Source organism: Bradyrhizobium sp. USDA3010, from assembly GCF_056429065.1.
The window spans coordinates 294,995-314,019 of the sequence record NZ_JBWJZD010000001.1 but is presented as its reverse complement, the minus strand read 5'-3'; the positions used below and the strand labels follow the sequence as shown (position 1 = coordinate 314,019).

The following is a 19,025-nucleotide window of genomic DNA, read 5'->3' as shown; positions in this document are numbered from 1 at the left end:
AATAGAGAATCCTCGCGTCGGCCCGCGCTGTCGCTGTGTCATCGCAGCAGCATCATCCCGCAAAGCATGTGTGCGACAATCGCATCGAATTGACAGCCCATCCCGCACCACCTATCGTTTCGGCCGACGGTTCCCTTCGGGGATCAAAAGGGAATGCGGTGCGAGGGTAACCCCAATGCCGCAGCTGTCCCCGCAACTGTAAACGGCGAGCCTTTCGTCAATTTGCCACTGGGCCACTCCGCCCGGGAAGGCGTCGACAGGCGATGACCCGTGAGCCAGGAGACCTGCCGTCAGTCGTGGTCACACGCGAGCACATCGGGCGGGGGCGTCCTGGTGGGATCGGAGCACTGCCTTTGGGGCAATGCGCCAGTCCGCGTTCGCGGTGACGTGCCACGTTACCGCGAGTCCTTTCATGTCTCCGTCCTCTCCCGCTGCGCGCAAATGGCGCCTCGGTCTCGTTTGCTCCCTGTCATCGCTGCTGCTGCCGGCTGAAGGTTCGGCACAAACATCTCCACCCACGACGCTCGATCCGATCGAGGTCGCACCCTCGACATCCACAAAGCCCAAGCCCGCGGCGCGAAGCCGCAACTCGGCGACGTCGTCGCGGCCGCGCGCCAGACCTGCAACGGCGGCGGCAACCGCTGGCGCGCCGCGCGCCGCGGCGTCAGGTGCATCGGGATCGGTATCGCCGACGCTCAACGCCACCACGCAGGGAGGTACCGGCAGTCGTCTCAACCTGACGCCGCTGCAGACGCCGGCCAGCGTCGAGATCATCACGGCGCAAACCATCGCCGAACGCGGCCAGCACAATGTGCTCGATGCCGTCACCCAGAACGCGGCCGGGTTCATCGCAACGCCGGCGCCCGGCAATGGCGGCCTGTCGTTCAGCACCCGCGGCTTTGCCGGCAGCAACTCGGTGATGACGCTATACGACGGCACGCGCTTCTATATCGGCTCTGGCACCCTGACGTTCCCCTACGACACCTGGTCGACGCAACGCGTTGAAGTGCTGCGCGGTCCGGCCTCGGTGCTGTACGGCGAGGGCGCGATCGGCGGCGTCATCAACGTCGTTCCGAAGAAGCCGCAGGGCACGCCTTATAACGAGGCCGAGGTCTCGCTCGACAGCAACATGACGCGGCGGCTCTCGGTCGACAGCACCGGTCCGATCAATCCCAATGTGTCCTACCGCATCAACGCCACCGGCAACATGTCGGACGGCTGGGTCGATCGCGACAAGACCTCGAATGCGGTGGTCTCCGCCGCCGTGCGCGTGCAGGCATCGGACAATCTCGCCTTCACACTGTCCGAGGATTACGGCGACCGCAGCCCGTCGCGCTATTTCGGTACGCCGCTGATCAACGGGTCGATCCAGGATGCATTGCGTTTCAAGAACTACAACGCATCAGACAGCGCGATCCGCTATCAGGACAGCTGGACCCAGTTCAAGACCGAGTGGGACGTCGCCGACGGCATCAAGATCAACAACACGCTGTATTATCTGACCAGCGAGCGGCACTGGCGCGACATCGAAAACTACACCTGGAACCCGAAGACCCAGCTGATCGACCGCTCCAGCTACATCGAGATCTTCCACGACCAGAAGCAGCTCGGCAACCGGATGGATGCGACCTTCAGCGGTCAAGTCCTCGGGCTCGCGAACCAGTTCGTCGCCGGGTTCGACGTCAACCGGATCGACTTCACCCACACCAACAATTCGCCCTATGGCGGCGCGTCGTCGGTCAATCCTTACGTGTTCGATCCCGGATCGTTCTTCGCGACGACCACGGCGACGACGCCGGGCTTCAACGCGATCGTCAATCAATACGCGCTGTTCGCCGAAGATCGCCTGTCGCTGACCGATCAATTGTCGCTCGTCACCGGCGTCCGGTACGATCGTCCCGAGGTCGATCGCACCGACTACAAGACGCCGGCGAACAGTTTTGAAACCACGCTGTCGGGCACCAGCTGGCGAACCGGGTTGGTGTACGAGCCGATCAAGAACCTCGCGTTCTACGGCCAGTATGCGGTCGGCGTCGATCCGGTCAGCAACCTGATCTCGCTGTCGACCTCGCAGAAAACCTTCCAGCTCGCGACCGGCAAGCAGACCGAAATCGGCGTCAAGCAGTCGTTCTGGGGCGGCCGCGGCGAGTGGACGCTGGCAGGGTACGAGATCGTCAAGACCGGCCTGACCATTCCCGATCCCAGCAATCCCACCGCCGGCCTGGCACTGCAGATCGGCCAGCAATCATCCCGCGGGGTCGAAGGAACGATCGGGCTCGCGCTGAACGATGGCTGGCGCGTCGACGCCAATCTTGCGCTGCTGCGTGCCAGATACGACAACAACAGCCAGGTGGTCGGCGGCAAGGTCGTCAGCTACAACGGCAATGTCCCGGTCAACGTGCCGCAGCAGGTCTCGAACGTCTGGCTGACCTGGGACTTCGCGCCGAACTGGTCGGTCTATGGCGGCGTGCAGATCGTCGGTGCGATGTACTCCGATCTCGCCAACACCCAGTTGCGGCCGGGTTACAACGTCGTCAATGGCGGCATCAGGTGGAAGCCGGATGACCGCACCACGGTCGCGTTCAGGGTCTACAATCTGTTCGACAAGGTCTACGCGGTGACCTCGAACGGGACGGGGCAGTGGCTGCTCGGCATGCCGCGCACCGCCGAATTGTCCGCCAACGTGAAGTTCTGACCATGCGCAACGCTCTGATCCGGCGAGCGCGGCGATGGCTCTATGTCGTCCATCGCTGGATCGGCATTGCGACGTGTCTGTTCTTCGCGATGTGGTTCATCTCCGGCCTCGTCATGATGTACGTGGCGTTTCCGCGCCTCACTGACGACGAGCGCCTCTCCGCGCTCCCTGGCATCGTTTGGAGCAAGGTGCAGGTCGCTCCTGATCGCGCGATGGCGATCGCGGGCGCGGAGCATTACCCGCGCGATCTCCGGCTCTCGATGCTGGACGATGTTCCGGTCTATCGCGTGACTGGATGGAAGGGAGGCGCGGTCACTATTTCGGCCATCGACGGCAGCACGATCGACCGGATCACGCCGGACCAGGCGCTTGCCATTGCCCGGCATCATCCGCGCGCCGTGCGGCCGGAACTGCTCGATACGGTGACGCGCGACCAATGGTCGGTCACCGCGCGCTTCGATCCGTTGCGGCCGCTCCATTTGATCGGCCTCGGCGACGCCGATGGCACCCAACTTTATGTCTCGTCGCGCAGCGGCGAGATCGCGCTCGACACCACGCGGCGAGAGCGCGTCTGGAATTGGCTCGGCTCGATCCCGCACTGGATCTATCCGACCGTGTTGCGCAAGGACGGCCCGTTGTGGCGGGACGTGGTGCTGTGGATCTCGGGCATCTGCCTCGTCGTCGCCGTCACCGGCTTCTGGATCGGCATTCTGCGCCTGCGGCTGACGCGCCGTTACGCTGATGGCGCCGTCTCGCCCTATCGCGGCTGGATGGCCTGGCATCACATCGCCGGCCTCGTCGGCGGCATCTTCGCCTTCACCTGGATGTTCAGCGGCTGGCTGTCGCTCAATCCCGGCGGTGCATTCTCCGGCCGTGGCCTCACGCGCGAGATCGCGGTCGGCTACAGCAGCCATGATGCACCCGATATCGTCGCTCGCTTGCAGTCACCGCCGCAGGCGTCGGCGGTGGAGGCGCGCTTCGTCTGGATCGGCGGACGCCGGCTGATGGTGCTCGACGCTAGCGGCGGCCGTCGTAGCCTCGCGGATCCCGTGACCGGCGCGCCCGTGACGCTTTCGCAGGATGAGATCATCGCGGCCGCCCGGCGCGCGATGCCGGGAGCTGCGATGATATCGGCGCGACAGCTCGATGAACCGGACGCCTACTGGTACACGCTGCACCAAGCGCGCGAGCTTCCCGTGCTGCGGATCGGCTTCGACGATCCCGCCCACACCTGGCTGCACATTTCTCCGGTCACCGCCGAGATCCTCGACCGCAGCGACGACAGCCGCCGGTCCTATCGCTGGCTGTTCAACGCGCTGCACAGCCTGGACTTCCCGCTGCTGCTGCGCATCTCGCCGGCGCGCGACATCGTGGTCTGGCTGCTGTCGGCGGTCGGCACCATCGTCTCGATCAGCGGTATCGTGATCGGCTGGCGCCGGCTGCGGCGGCGCAAGGTGCGGCCGGCGCGAGGTCTCCGCCCTTGTTAGCAGATTGTCACAATCTGTTTCTATGTTGCGCCTGCCGCGGGGTTTGACGAACAGCTCTATCGATCACCGATAGATCGTGCTGTTCGGCTGGGCTTGAGGATCACGGCGGCGCCTCATGCACTTTGTTCAATGGGTCGGAAGATCGGGCTGCGCTCGAAGCATGATCGGATGTGGCAGCGCTTTCTTGGCCTGGTCATAGGCACTCTCGTTGCCGGGAATATCCAGACGGTAACGATGGCCGCAAGCCTTGAATCAGTTCGGACGCCGGCAACGGTCGACTTCGATATTGGCAGCCAGCCTCTGGTCTCCGCGCTCGATGCTTACAGCGCGGCCACCGGTCTTCAAGTCGTTTACGACGCCACACTGGCCGGGGGACGCCGCGCGCAGGCCGTCAAGGGATCGATGACGCCCGACATGGCGTTGCAGCTCCTGCTCGAAGGAACCGGTCTGGTCGCGGTCTATGCCGCGGCCAACGCCTTCACGATTGTGCCTGCGGCCACCGCGCCGCAGACGGCGTCGATGCGTGGCTTCATGCCGTATCTTGCGGCCGTCCAGAGCAGCGTCGAGGAGGCATTCTGCCGGTCCGCGCTGACCGCGCCGGGCGGCTATCGGATCAAGTTCAAGTTCTGGATCGGGCATGCCGGCGAGGTGCTGCAGCCCCAGCTGCTCGGCTCGACCGATGACAGCGCGCGTGACCAGGCGATCGCCGCCCTGTTGCGTGCTGTTGTGATCGGCCGGCCGCCGCCTCCGGACATGCCGCAGCCTGTCATGATGGCGGTTTCGCCGCGGCCGCCTTCCGAGACCGGCGACTGTGCCGCGCGTGACCCGAGGCGCCCGGGACTGGTCGCGCGATGACGGAAACCACTTCGACCACGCTTCGGCAGGTGCTCGTCGAGCGCTACGACGAGCTTCGCCGCCGCTTGGCGCGGCGTCTCGGCGACGAAAGAGCGCGCGAGACGCTTCACGAGACGTGGCTGCACCTTCGCGACAAGAACGGCCCGGGCGTGGTGGACAGCCCGATCGGCTATCTGCTGCGCAGTGCGCTCAATCTTGCGATCAGCCGGGAGCGCCAGGAGACGCGCCGCATCAAGCGGTTCGAGGTGCAGCCGATGCTCGAGATCGCCGACGCGGCGCCCGGACCGGAACGCGAGGTCGAATCGCGAGAGCAGATTGCGCATCTGGAGCAGGTGCTTGAGGAGCTCACCCCGCGCCGCCGGACGATCCTGCTCGCATCCCGCCTGGAAGGCACGCCGCTCCGGGAAATCGCCGCGCGCCTCGGCGTTTCGCAGCGTTTGGTGGAGCTTGAGCTGAAAGCCGCGCTCGAGCATTGCGCCAGGCGGTTTAATAAAAAGGTCACAAGGCGTTTCGGTCCGGCGCCGCGGGAAACGTCCTGATAGGAGAGCGTCAGAGTGTTGCGTATTTGGATGGACGTGCTGCCAAGGGAAACGCCCGATCGATGACACGTAGCGACGAACCGTCGGAGGAACTGACCGCGATCGAGAGCGAGGCGCTGGCGCGCGTCCAGCGGCTTGGTTCGGGTCAGGCCACCCGGCGGGACATCGAGGAAACCAGGCACTGGGGAAGCCAGAGCAGCGCCCATTCGGAGGCGCTGGCGCAGGCCAGCCTGCTCTGGGATCAGCTCGGCCCGGCCGGCGCCAACCTGTTGAAGCGGCGTGGCGATTCCATGCTGGCGGACGTCCGGCGGCAGCCGCGCATGACGCGGCGGGCGATGCTCGGAGGCGCGCTGGCGACGTCGGCCGCCGCCTATCTCGTGGTGTCGCCACCGCTGCAGCTGTGGCCATCGCTGCAGGATGTGATGGCGGATTATCGCACCGCCGCCGGCGAGCAGCGCAAGCTCACGATCGATGGCGGCGTCAAGGTGACGCTGAACACCGGAACCAGCGTCAATGTTCAGTCGGGCGACAGCAGCCAGGATCGCATCGAGATCCTGACCGGGGAGGCCGTGATCGCGGCGGCCTCCGCGAGCCGCGAGGTGCGCGTGGTTGCCGGCGACGGCGAGATAAGTGCGCGTCAGGCGCAGTTCAACGTCCGTCATGAGCCGCGCGGCACCTGCGTGACGTGCCTCGATGGCGAGGTCCGCGTCACCCGTCACAGTTCCGTCGCGGCGCTGCGCGCGGGGCAACAGGTCAGCTATGCAGCGCTTGGTCTCGCGGTGCCCATGCCGGTCGATCCCGCCGAGGTGACAGCCTGGCGCGACGGAATGCTGATCTTTCATGACGCTCCGCTCGGCAACGTCGTGACGGAAATCAACCGTTACCGGTCGGGCAAGGTCATGGTGACGAACGCGGAATTGGAACGCCGTCTCGTCAACGGCCGGTTCCGCATCGACAATGTCGATGGTATCCTGACCATGTTCCAGCAAATCTTCGGCGCGAAGGCGCGACATCTGCCCGGCGGCATCGTGCTGCTGAGTTGATGTCGAGCGAGCCATGAAAGCGCGCATCATGTCTGCGCAGGAATTGTGAGGCAGCCCGCGATTTTGTCGTTCGGTCCCGCCGATCAAATGGCGTCCTTGAGGACGAGAAGCCTGGCATACGGTCAAGCCGTGTGACGAGCACTTGCGCGGATCCGATCTGCGCATCTTTCCGTCCGTTGTTCCCAGGGGACATCCTATGCCGTCTCGTCAGCGCGTTGCCCGCCGTCCTCGCCTCGATCCGCGTCGGGTCACGCCGCTTCCGTCGCGGCAGCGGATCGGATGGGCATCCCGCTCGATGCTGCTCGCGGGCACAAGCACGCTGGCGCTGTTGCTGAGCGGGCTTGAGGGCGCATCCGCGCGTCCATTCGGCAATTTCGCGACGACAAGCTCGGCGCCGGCGATCGCCAGCGATGCCGCAGCTGCCGCGGCCCAGCAGGCCACCGACGTCGCGAGGCAAAGCCAGGGCGCGCTGACGCGGGCGACCCAGGCCATCCAGGCGTTGCAGGCCGCGCAGTCCGCCGCACGCAGTGCAGCCGCCGCCTCGCAGCGATCGGCCACGTTGCCGCAGGTGGCGGTGCCGAACGGCCTCGCGCCGGGCGGCCTTCAGGTTGCGCCGGGCGCTGTGCCCGGCTCGAGCCTTTGGCAAGGTGCGGCCCTGCCGAGCCAGGCCGCAAGCGGTGGCCAGACCACGGTCACGGTCAATCAGACCGCGCCGCAGGCGATCCTCAACTGGCAGAGCTTCAACGTCGGCAGCCAGACCACCCTCAATTTCAACCAGCAGGCCAGCAACTGGACCGCGCTCAATCGCGTGGTGGGCAATGCCGGACCGAGCCAGATCCTCGGCCGCATCACCGCGCCGGGGCAGGTGCTGGTGATCAACCAGAACGGCATCATCTTCGGCGGCGCGAGCCAGATCAACGTCGGCTCGCTGATCGCATCAACCGCCAATATCGCCGACAGCCAATTCCTTGCCAACGGCATCTATTCTGCGCAGAGCGGCACCAATTATCTGCCGAGCTTTACCGGCGCCGGCGGCAAGATCGTGGTCGAGAGCGGCGCGCTGATCACCACCAATGCGCCGTCCTCGGTCACGGCGGGCGGCGGCTTCGTGCTGTTGATGGGCACCGAGGTCGACAATGCCGGCGCCATCACCACGCCGAAGGGGCAGACCCAGTTCGCGGCCGGCGACGATTTCATCCTGCGTGCCGGTTACGGCACCAACACCAACCAGAACTCGACCACGCGCGGCAACGAGATCGCGCCGGTGCTCTATCCCGGGAGCGGCAGCGGGACCGTCACCAACACAGGTCTCGTCCTCGCCCAGCAGGGCGATATCACGCTCGCCGGCCATGCCGTCACCCAGGATGGCATCCTGCTCTCCACCACCTCGGTCAATCAGCGCGGCACCATCCATCTGCTCAATTCGGCGTCCGACGCCACCGGTAGCGTCACGCTGACCGGTAACGGTATCAGCCTGATCCTGCCGGAGACCGATACTGCGGCCGCGCTGGTGTCCGGCATCGATCCGAGCGTGACCGCGCTCAATTCGCAGCGCGATGCCCTCATCGCCTCGGCCAAGCCGAACCTGCTGGCGACCGGCCAGTTCGACAATCTCGCGACGCTGTCCGATCGGCCCGATCAGTCGCGCATCGAGATCGTCACCGGCGGCACCATCGATTTCAGGAACGGCTCGCTGACCATGGCGCAGGGCGGCCAGGTGACGGCCGCAGCCGGCAAGCGCGTGTTCGCCGAAAGCGGATCGGTCATCGACGTCTCCGGCACCACCGGCACCGTGCTGCCGGTGTCGGCCAATTCGATCAAGGTCAACGTTCAGGGCAACGAGCTGCGCGACAGCCCGCAGAACCGCGACAGCGGCACGCTCATCAACAGCAACATGTGGATCGACGCCCGCGATCTGACGCTGGTGCCGGCCGGCACCGGCGGCTATGCGACGGACCGTTACTACACCGCGGGCGGGTTGCTCGAGGTCTCGGGCTATCTCAACAACACCGGCCACAAGATCGGCGAATGGACCGCGGTGGGCGGCACCATCACCCTGTCGGCGCCGGAGGTGGTGGCGCAGCGCGGCTCGATCTTCAACATCTCCGGCGGAGCGGTACAGTATCAAAGCGGCTACGTGCGGCAGACGCTGCTGCTCGGTAATGACGGCCGCATCTACAGCGCCGACGATGCTCCGGCCAACCTGACCTATGTCGCGGTGGCAAACGGCTTCATCGTCAATCACGCGCACTGGAACGTCGTCGAGGTCTATCTCAGCCCATTCGGCAAAGGCAGCTCGCGCTGGGAGAACGGCTACACTGTGGGCCGCGACGCCGGCAGTCTCGTACTCGCGACCCCGACCTCGGTGTTCGAGGGCGCGATCCTCGCCAATGTGATCGATGGCGAGCAGCAGGTCACCAAGCGTCCGGCCGGCGTCACCGACAGCTACAAGCTGACGCAGAACAGCGTGCCGCTCGCCGGCACGCTGGCACTCGGGCGGTATGACAGCTATGGCCTTGCCGGCGCCTACACCACCGATGTGTCGTTCGGCAACGTTGCGCCGGTCGCCGGCGGCCTGGACCCGACCTCGGCGCTGCCGGCCGGTCGCGTCAACACGGCCTATTTCGACGCACCGACGCTCAACAGTTTTGGCCTCGGCGGCCTCAACATCAACACGGCCAGCAAGATCGCGATCGATGCGCCGCTGCAATTCTCATCGGGCGCGCAGGTCAAGCTGATCGCTCCGACTGTCGATGTCGCGGCCGGCATCACTGCGCGGTCCGGCAGCGTCACGATCAGCAACATTCTCAACGGTGCAAACGGCACCGTCACGCTGACGAACGCGGCTGGAGGCGCGGCGCTGACGCTGGAGTCCGGCGCCGTCATCGATATGCGCGGCCTGTGGGTCAACGCACTGACGAATCCGAACAGCGCGTCGGGCCTCGGCTTCCTCGACGGTGGCAACGTCACGTTCAATTCCCTTCAGAATGTCACGCTCGCGGCCGGCAGCGTGATCGACGTGTCCTCCGGCGGAGCCGTTCTTGCCAACGGCAAGACGCAAGGCGGCAAGGGTGGCAACGTCACGATTATCGCGGGCAATGCCCAGCAGGATGCCGGAACGCCGGGCAATGGAAATCTCGTTCTCGACGGGACGATCCGCGCCTGGGGCGTCACGGGCGGGGGCACGCTGACGATCTCGACGCCCGGCAACATCCTGATCGGCGAGAATGCCGAACTGGCCGGTGGCATTCTGCCCGCCGGCATGCCGGCGCCGGCTGCGGTGAAGCTCAAGCAATCGTTCACGATTCCCGCAGGCCAGCCTCTGCCGACGGCGCTGACGCTGAACTTCACCACGCTGGTGTACGACGCGCCGATACCGGCGGATGTCACGATATCCGCCGCGCCGACCGCGCCGACTGGTGCGGATTGGACCATACCGCAAGGCATGGACGGCCTGCAGAGCCGGGACGCCAATGGCCAGACGCAATATTGGGGCTCGGGCAGTGTGATCCCGGCCGGCACGTTGATCACTGGCTGGAGCGGCACGGGTCGCATTCCAGCGGGAACCGTCATTCCATCCAATGTCTTCCCGAACGGCATTCCAGTCGCACCCTATCAAGTCAAATACGCCGCAGGTTCAATTCAATCCACGCCGATGACTTATCCGGTCGGAGCCGTTATTCCAGCCGGCGTGGTGCTGCCACAGACGGTCGAGATCACGCCGGCGCCGGCGCTCAATCCCTCATTCTTCACCGCCGGCTTCTCGAATTACGATATTAATGGCGGCCTGGGTGTTGTGGTGGCCAGCAACACCGTGATCGCGCCCGCGATGCCGGTCTACCGGTTCACGGCGAACAGCTATGCGGTAGCTGCCGGCAGCGACCCGTCGTCGGCGTTGACGCTGTGGACGCCGCCGCTATTCACCGCGGATCCGGTCAAGGCCACGATCGCCCAGCGCGGCGGCGCGAGTCTCGCGCTGCGCTCGCTCATCAAGTCCGGCAGCGGTCCGCTCGTGAGCGGGGGGGCGATCGTGATTGGTGACGGCGCTTCGGTCAGCGTCGATCCGGGCCAGAGCATCACGCTCGACGCGTTCGGTCAGATCAATGTGTTCGGCAGTCTCACCGCGCATGGCGGCAGCATCAATCTGGTCAACGATGCCTACGGTTCGACGGCCGAGGCGGCGCGCAACTTCGATCTGAACGGCAATGGCCGCGGCGTGTCGGTCTGGGTCGGTTCTGCCGCCAAGCTCGACGTCTCGGGTCTGGCGTACCAGGCGTCCGATCTATCCGGGCGTGCTTTCGGTCGGGCGACCGACGGCGGCTCCATCACCATCAACGGCGGGGGTGCCTTCGTGATCGTGCGCCCCGGCGCCGAACTCAATGCCGACGGCACGCAGGTCGCAATCGATCTCGCGGCCGCCGGTGCCGCAGCGTCGAGCCGGCCGCAAGCGATAACAACGAATGGCGGCGCCATCACGCTGGCGTCGCAGAGCGGGCTCTATCTCGATGGCGACATCCACGCCTTCTCCGGCGGAGGCAATGCTTCCGGTGGCAGCCTCTCGATCGCGCTCACCACGCCGACCTTCGACGGGAATTCCTTCCCCAACGGCCAGGCGCCGGCCAACGTGATCGTTCCAAGCCTGATGACCGTGGTGCAGGCGCGTCAGGACTCCGCGCTGCCGGACGATATCGCCCCGGGCATGGGCGCGTCGCATCTTGCGTTCGGTCAGGCCACGGTGAGCGCCGACATGGTGAAGGCCGGTGGGTTCGACAGCCTGACGCTCACCTCCGGCGACTACATGCAGTTCTCCGCCAACGTCTCGCTGGCGCTGGGCCGCAGCCTGACGCTGACCGCGGCAGCGTTCACGTCGGGAGCTCCGGTGACTGGACCGGTCGATCCCTCGATGCCGACCACGGCTGGCAGCGTGAAGGTGTCAGCGCCCTACATCCTGTTTCGTGAAGCGACGGCCAATGTCCCCGATGGGACCGTCAGCGGCAGCATCCGCAATCCCGGCGGCGCGGCCTTGCCGACCACGGCGACGTTCGAGGCTGACGCGAACCAGATCGACATCCAGGGCCTCATCGGATTTTCGGCGCGTTCGCCGAACAACATGTACGCGCCGGGATTCCTGACCACCAAGCTGGTCAGCCAGGGCGACATCCGCTTCCTGTCGATGCCCGGGGTGGTCGCGACCCAGCTGTCGACCAGCGGAAATCTCGATCTTCTTGCCACACAGATCTATCCCGCGACCAACTCCGTTGCCACAGTCATCGCTGGCAGTGGAAATTCCGATCCCACGACGACGCTCACTATCGGACGCACCACCGCCACCATTCCGGATACACCGTTCTCCGCGTTCGGCCAGCTCGCGTTCCAAGCGCCGGTGATCGAGCAGGGCGGCATCGTCCGCGCGCCGCTCGGGCTTTTGACCTTCGGCCTGGGCTGGCCGGTCTACACACCGCATATTGATGTTTTGCCCGGCAGCGTAACTTCCGTCTCGATGGCTGGCCTGACCATCCCCTATGGCGGCACGATCGACGGCGTCACCTACACGTACAACGGCAGCGCTGTTCGTGCGATCAGCCTGACCAATTTCAACAGTAACGGGTCGCAGTCCGGCATCATTCTGGATGGGCAGTCGATCAGCGTCGCGAGCGGCGCGATCCTGGATATGTCGGGCGGTGGCACCCTCGCCGGCGCGGGCTTCGTCTCCGGACGCGGCGGCTCGGTCAATGTGATCAATACGCCGCTCGTCAACGCCAACCCCGCTACCCCCGTCAGCAAGGCGAGTGACAAGGTCTACGCCATCCTCCCCGGCTACGGTTCAGGTTACGCGCCGATCGCACCCGAAAACGGCGCCGGTGATCCCGCGATTGGCCAGCAGATCACCGTGCCAGCCGGCGTCCCAGGGCTGCCGGCCGGGACGTATACGCTGTTGCCGTCCAATTACGCGCTGCTGCCCGGCGCATACCGCGTGGAGCTCGGGGCCAGCACCACGACGCCGGTTGGCAACCCCATCACAATCGGCAATGGCACCTACGCCGCTTCGGTCACCACCGGCGTCGCCAACACCGCGGTCAAGGGCAGCCTGCCGGTCACGGCGCTGATCACCGCGGGTACCTCCGTCCGCAAATACTCGCAATTCAACGAGCAGAATTACAGCGATTTCCTGCTTGCCAACGTGGCGCAATTCGGCGGCGTGCGTCCGCTGCTGCCTAGCGACGGCAAGACGCTCCAGATCATGTTCGAGATGCCGGGGTCAACCTCGATTGGAGCCGCGCTCACCTTCGACGGAACGGCGCTGTTTCAGGGCGCGCCGGGCGGGAGCACCGGCCAGGTGGCGTTGCTGAATGTCGGTGAAATCTATGCTGACGCGCCGACCCAAGGTTTTTCTGGTCCCTCGGTCGGCGCTGCCGATCTCAATGCGCTCAAGGCGCCGCGCCTCCTGGTCAACGGAACCGTCTTCGTCTCGAATGGCACGCTGTTCCTTAATCAACCCTACGGTCATGATCTTTTCATCCGCGATGGCGTCTCCCTTTCCGCCGGGGAGATGTTCTTTATCGGCAACAATATCAACGTCGGTAATGGCGTGACGCTCAGTACCATCGGACAGGGCGCAGTCCCGTTCGATTCTGTGTCCACCGGCATGAGCTATGCGGTCAGCCAGTTCACTGTGCTGGCGCTGTCCAATGGTAACATCAACTTCCTGCCCTCGAATGTCGGCAACGGCTCCATCACGATCGGCGCCGGCTCGTCGCTCTATTCCGAAGGGACGCTGGCGTTCGTGACAAACGGCGCTTCCGCGATCGATCCGACCGCCCATTTCGGATCGAGCAACATCGCGCTCGCGGTCGGCACCATCAACATCGGCGACGCCGCGACCATCGCGGCGAGCGGCGCACCCGCCGGCTTGCTGTTCGATCAGACGCTGTTCAACACGTTGGTCCATGGTGATCCCTTGCACAATGCGCCCGCGTTGAAGACGATCACGCTTGCCGCGGCGAATTCGATCAACCTGTTCGACGGTGCCGGGCTCGACGCCACCGGCAGCGGTGTCAACCTGGTGCTGAACACCTCGGCGATCTATGGCTACGGCGGCGCCGGCGACAGCTCGACCATCGCTGCCGACAAGATCACGTGGAATGGCATCAGCGGTGCGACGCCGCCGGCCATCGCCGCAGGCGGGCCGGGCACCGGAGCCGGTATCCTTAATCTCGTCGCCAACGAGATCGACTTCGGCCGGTTCGCATCGCTCGATACCTCGACCGCGAGCCGTGTGATCTACGGCTTCGGCAGCGTCAACATCACCGGCAATTCCAGGATCGTCTCGGCCGGCAACGGCAAGCTGTTCGTCTATCAGTCGCCGAGCTTCGATGCTGGCGCCGTATTCGGCCAGAGTGGCAGCGGCGGCAACCTGACGCTGACGACGCCGCTTCTGACCGGCGTGCAGAAGTCGATCATGGCCTATTCAGCGGGCGGCGCGCTCGATGTCGTTGCGCCCGCGGGCGCTGCGCCGAGCCTCGCCAAGTCGACGGTGGCCGGCGCCGAGATCGACCTGACCGGTGGCAGCGTTGCTATCGGCACGACGATCTTGCTGCCGAGCGGCAAGCTCGTCGTTAATGCGACCGGAGATATCGTGCTCGACGGTGCAAGCCGCATCGATCTCAGCGGTCAACCGTCCACGATCCAGCGGGCGACCGTCTACGGGTTCGGCGGCACGGCGATCTTCAACAGCGCGCAGGGTGGCCTGACGCAGCTTGCCGGCTCCGTGATCGATGTATCCGCGACCAACGCCGGTGCCGGGTCGATCAGCATCGCGGCGGCGAATGGACCGGTCACGCTCGGCGGTGCGCTCAACGGGGCGGCAACAAATGGCTACGCGAGCGGCGATTTCAGCGTCACCGCCGGCCGGCTGTCCAGCTCGGATTTCGCCGCGCTCAATGCGCTCTTGACCCGGGGCGGCTTCTTCGATGCGCGCGGCTTCGACATCACGAATGGCGATCTTGTCGTCGGCGACGGCGTCAAGGCCAGCAACGTCACGATCGCCACCGACAACGGCAGCCTGGCCGTCATCGGCACCATCGATGCATCCGGTGTTGCGCCCGGCACGATCCGGCTCTCGGCCGGCAACGGTTTGACGCTCGCATCGAGCAGCGTGCTCGATGCTCATGGCACGGTGCTGCAGGTCGACAGCTACGGCCAGCCGATCGAGGCGAGGAACCGCGGCCATATCGAGTTGACCGCGGCAGGCGGCGTGCTCACCCTGTCGTCAGGCGCGACCATGGATCTCACGACGCCGAACCGCATCGCCTATGGCGACGTGGTGCTGAACGCGCAGCGCACCGGCGAGACCTCGGGCGATATCGCGATCAACGCAGCAGGTCCGCTCAACATCAAAGGCGCCTACAGCATCGCGCTCAACGCGTTCTGGACCTACGACCTGCCGGGCGGCAGCACCATCACCCAGACGACACTCGACGGCTACGACATTGCGAGCACGGCCTTCATCAACGCTGCATTGGGTAACGCGAGATTGGCGACGCGCGTCGCTGGTCTGTCCGCTTTCGGCAGTGCCTACCATCTGCGGCCGGGCGTCCAGATCACCTCGAGCGGCGACCTCTCGACGTCAGGCGATCTCGATCTTGCAGGCTACCGCTATGGGCCGAACGCCAATCGCGACGCGACCTCCGCAAGCTACGGCGCCGGCGAACCGATGGCGCTCGTGATCCGCGCCGGCGGCAACTTGACCGTTAAGGGAAGTATCTCGGATGGATTTAAGTCGACGCCAGGAACACCGCCGGTCTATCGCCTGATCGACCTTTCGACAGATCCGCTTTCTTCTTTCTGGTCAGCCAGCGACACAGGCCTGAGCAGCGCCAGTTACGGTTATACCGGCAACGCAATGCTTACCGCGGATTGGACAATACCAAATGATGATTTCTATCAGGGTCTAAATAGTTCTTACGGCGCATATGTCGATACCGCTGGTCACTCATATGGCCCAGGGACCACTATTCCGGCTGGTACCATCCTGGATGTCGGAACTTCGGAAGGCGGGATTGGGTGGCTGTTCTTCGAAATAGGTCATTTGCCGACGATTGGAGCGGTGGTTACCCCCGGCGTCCCCGGCGGTTCGGGTTCGTCGGCAGCGGCCATGCTGCTTGCGCCGGGTTCGCTGTCCGCATCGATCCGCCTCGTCGCGGGTGCGGATCTCGCCGCCGCCGACCAGCGCGCGCTGCAGACGACGTCGGTGCTGAACGGGCGCGGTAACCTGACGCTGAACGATCCGGCCTACAATTCGTCGCGCAACGGCACGTTCTTCAGCGTGCTCCGCACCGGCACCGGCAGCCTCGACCTGTCGGCCGGCGGAAGCTTCAGCGAGGCCACGCCTTATGGCGTCTATACGGCCGGCACGCAGGCGGCGCCGATCCTGGCGGCCGACGGCAGCAATCCCTACGATCTTGTCGGTGTCGCCAGCAGCGGCAATTCACACGCATGGTACACCGAGCATGGCGGCGATCTTCTGCTCACCGCGCAAGGGAATATCACCGGCAATATCCAGATCGCGGACAACAACACCCGCTACGTCGACTCCAATGTCACCGCCAACTGGCTCCGGCTGCAAGGTGGTGGCGCCTCTGCCGACCCGGTCGCGTGGTGGATCAATTTCGGCGCGCTCGCGAAGACCGGCGCGTGGAGCAACAACCAACAGCTCATCGGCTTCCAGGGCATCGGCACGCTCGGTGGCGGCAACCTGACCGTGATCGCGGGCGGCAATGCCGGCGTGACGGGTAATGGCTCGACCGCCCTTGATCTGGCGGTCGCCTCGACCGGCCGTGTTCTGCCGAACGGCACGCTGGTGCAGACCGGTGGCGGCAATCTGGTCGTGAAGATCGGCGGCGGACTCAATCCGGTGGTGCCGACAACGCCCGACGGTCAGGGTCAGGCGTCAGACTATTTCGGCTCGTTCACCAACCTGCGTGGCGATACCATCGTCAGTGCCGGGTCCGTCGGCGCACTGGCCCCGAACACCTGGGCATCCTATCTGGTTTCGTACGATCCGCGCGCCGTTGATCCCAACGTCTTCAAGCGCTCGCTCAAGACACCGGGGCCACTGGTCGTGCCGGGTGACGGCAGTGTCAGCATTGTTACGCGCGGCGACCTCGTGCTTGGCGGCGCGGGTGACGCCGGCATGGCGGCATCGGTCGATCTGAATGGCATTGCGTACACGATGCGCAACGCGGACGGTACCACATCACGCTTTAGCGGCGGGCAATCGAACTTCACATTGTGGACGCCGGCGACCGCGATCAATCTTTACGCCGCGGGCGGTGATGCGGCCGTACTGAATGGAATCTCGTCCAGCGGCACAGGTTTCTTCCCGGGAACGCTGATCGTCGCGGCCGCCAACGGCGACATACGGTTTACGGAGCCTGGACCCGGCGGCGGGGCGTCGACAATCGAACTGATGCCGTCGCCGTTCGGCCAGCTTGAACTGCTCGCTGCCGGGTCAATCTTCGGGACGAGCCAGGTCGTGGCGATGTCGGGTGCGGACATGAGCACGCTGGCGACGCCGTTCAATCCCGTGTTTTCGACCGGCGCAGGCGGCTCCGGGAGCAGCAACGCGTGGGCGAATGCCGCAAATCGGATCAATCCCATCAGCCCAATCACCTTCGGCGAGGACACGCTCGTCTCCAATCTGCATGCAGCGGATGATCGGCCTGCCCTGGCCTACGCGGGCATCGACATCGTCGACCTCACTCTCGGCCAGGCGCTGCCCGAGAACCCCGATCGGGGCAAGTATTTCTACCCCACCCACAGCACCTGGTATATCGCTGCCAAGCCCTTCGAGGTCATTGCCGGCCGCGATATCGTCGGCACCGGTCCCGTGCCCAGTGTGTTCCTGAACACCGGACCGAACGACATTTCGCTGATGCAGGCCGGCCGCGACATCTTCTTTCAGTCGGCCAATATTCTGGGTCCTGGCCTGCTTCAAGTGCAAGCCGGCCGCAACCTGTACCAAGGCTATTACGGCTCGCTGCTCAGCGTGGGCGATATCGTCAATCAGTCCAACACCGCGGGCGGTGCCGGCATCGTCACGGTTGCCGGTGTCGGCGCCGGCGGCCCTGACTACACCGACTTTGCCAAGCTGTATTTCAACGCCGCCAACCAGCTTCCCGGTGACGGCACGCCGCTCGCCGGCAGCGGCAAGGTGGCAAAGACCTATGCTGACGAACTCTACGACTGGCTGCGCGAGCGGTTCTCGCCGAGCCGGAACTATTCGCAAGACGGCCAGGCCTACGTATTCACCGGCACGAAGGCAGATGCGCTCGCTTTCTTCCTGACCTTGCCGGTCGAGCAGCAGGGCGTCTTCGTCCGGCAGGTCTATTACACCGAATTAAGGGAAAGCGGCCGCGAGTACAACAACGAGGACAGCAGCCGCCACAGAAGCTATTTGCGCGGTCGCCAGGCGATTGCCGCGCTGTTCCCGGATCACGATGCCCAAGGCGATCCGGTGGCGTATGCGGGCAAGATCACGATGTTCAGCAGCGTCACCGGCTCGACGACGGTCAATGGCACCACCGTTCCTGTGACCAGCGACGCCGGGATCAACACCCAGTCCGGCGGTGGCATCCAGATCCTCAATCCGGGCGGGCAGACGATCATCGGCGTGGAAGGCGTGACGCCGGGTGCCGGTGCGGGCCTGATCACGCAAGGGCAGGGCGATATCGATATCTATTCGCTCGGCAGCGTGCTGCTTGGCCAGAGCCGCATCATGACGACGTTCGGCGGCAACATCCTGGCGTGGTCGGCGACCGGCGACATCAACGCCGGCCGCGGCTCGAAGACGACGACGATCTTCACCCCGCCCAAGCGCACCTACGACAACTACGGCGCTGTCACGCTCTCGCCGACCGTGCCCTCGACGGGCGCGGGCATCGCGACGCTCAATCCGATTCCGGAAGTCCCGCCCGGCAATATCGACCTGATCGCACCGCTCGGCACCATCGATGCGGGCGAAGCAGGCATCCGTGTGTCGGGCAACGTCAATCTCGCCGCGCTGCAGGTGGTCAACGCCGCCAACATCCAGGTGCAGGGCACCTCGACCGGCATTCCGACGGTGCAGGGGCCGCCGGTCGGGGCGCTGACATCAGCGTCAAATACCACCGCCGCCAGTCAGCAGGCCGCGGCGCCGCCGCCAAAGAACAACGACCAGCCGTCGGTCGTGATCGTCGAAGTGCTCGGCTATGGCGGCGGTGATGGCGGCGCGCCGAATGACCCCACGGAGGACGAACAAAAGCGACGTAAGCGGCGTGTGCAAGATCAGCACAGCTACAACGAGAACAGCGCCTTCCAGGTCATCGGGCTCGGCGATGCGACGGGCTCGTCCGACAGGTGACGCGCG

General features: G+C 65.2%; 6 protein-coding genes and 1 riboswitch. All 6 genes read left to right on the top strand.

What is annotated here, in order from left to right; all coding sequences use genetic code 11:
* Window positions 1-110: 110 nt before the first annotated feature.
* A riboswitch (cobalamin riboswitch) is annotated at window positions 111-306 on the top strand.
* 106 nt (window positions 307-412) lie between these two features.
* The 6 genes from AC066Y_RS01275 (at window position 413) to AC066Y_RS01250 (ending at window position 19,019) form a co-directional block, all read left to right on the top strand.
* Window positions 413-2,695, top strand: coding sequence for a TonB-dependent receptor (locus AC066Y_RS01275; RefSeq protein WP_478272309.1), 2,283 nt, complete (start codon window positions 413-415; stop codon window positions 2,693-2,695).
* 2 nt (window positions 2,696-2,697) lie between these two features.
* Window positions 2,698-4,182, top strand: a complete 1,485-nt coding sequence (locus AC066Y_RS01270; RefSeq protein ID WP_478272308.1) for a PepSY domain-containing protein — start codon at window positions 2,698-2,700, stop codon at window positions 4,180-4,182.
* Window positions 4,183-4,416: 234 nt separating this feature from the next.
* Window positions 4,417-5,037, top strand: coding sequence for an STN domain-containing protein (locus tag AC066Y_RS01265; protein WP_478272307.1), 621 nt, complete (start codon window positions 4,417-4,419; stop codon window positions 5,035-5,037).
* Window positions 5,034-5,576, top strand: coding sequence for an RNA polymerase sigma factor (locus AC066Y_RS01260; RefSeq protein ID WP_298368782.1), 543 nt, complete (start codon window positions 5,034-5,036; stop codon window positions 5,574-5,576). Before AC066Y_RS01265 ends, AC066Y_RS01260 begins: the two co-directional genes overlap by 4 nt.
* A 62-nt stretch (window positions 5,577-5,638) precedes the next feature.
* Window positions 5,639-6,619, top strand: a complete 981-nt coding sequence (locus AC066Y_RS01255; protein WP_478272306.1) for a FecR family protein — start codon at window positions 5,639-5,641, stop codon at window positions 6,617-6,619.
* Window positions 6,620-6,815: 196 nt separating this feature from the next.
* A complete protein-coding gene (locus tag AC066Y_RS01250) occupies window positions 6,816-19,019 on the top strand; it encodes a filamentous haemagglutinin family protein (RefSeq protein WP_478272305.1) in 12,204 nt (4,067 codons plus the stop codon).
* Window positions 19,020-19,025 lie beyond the last annotated feature (6 nt).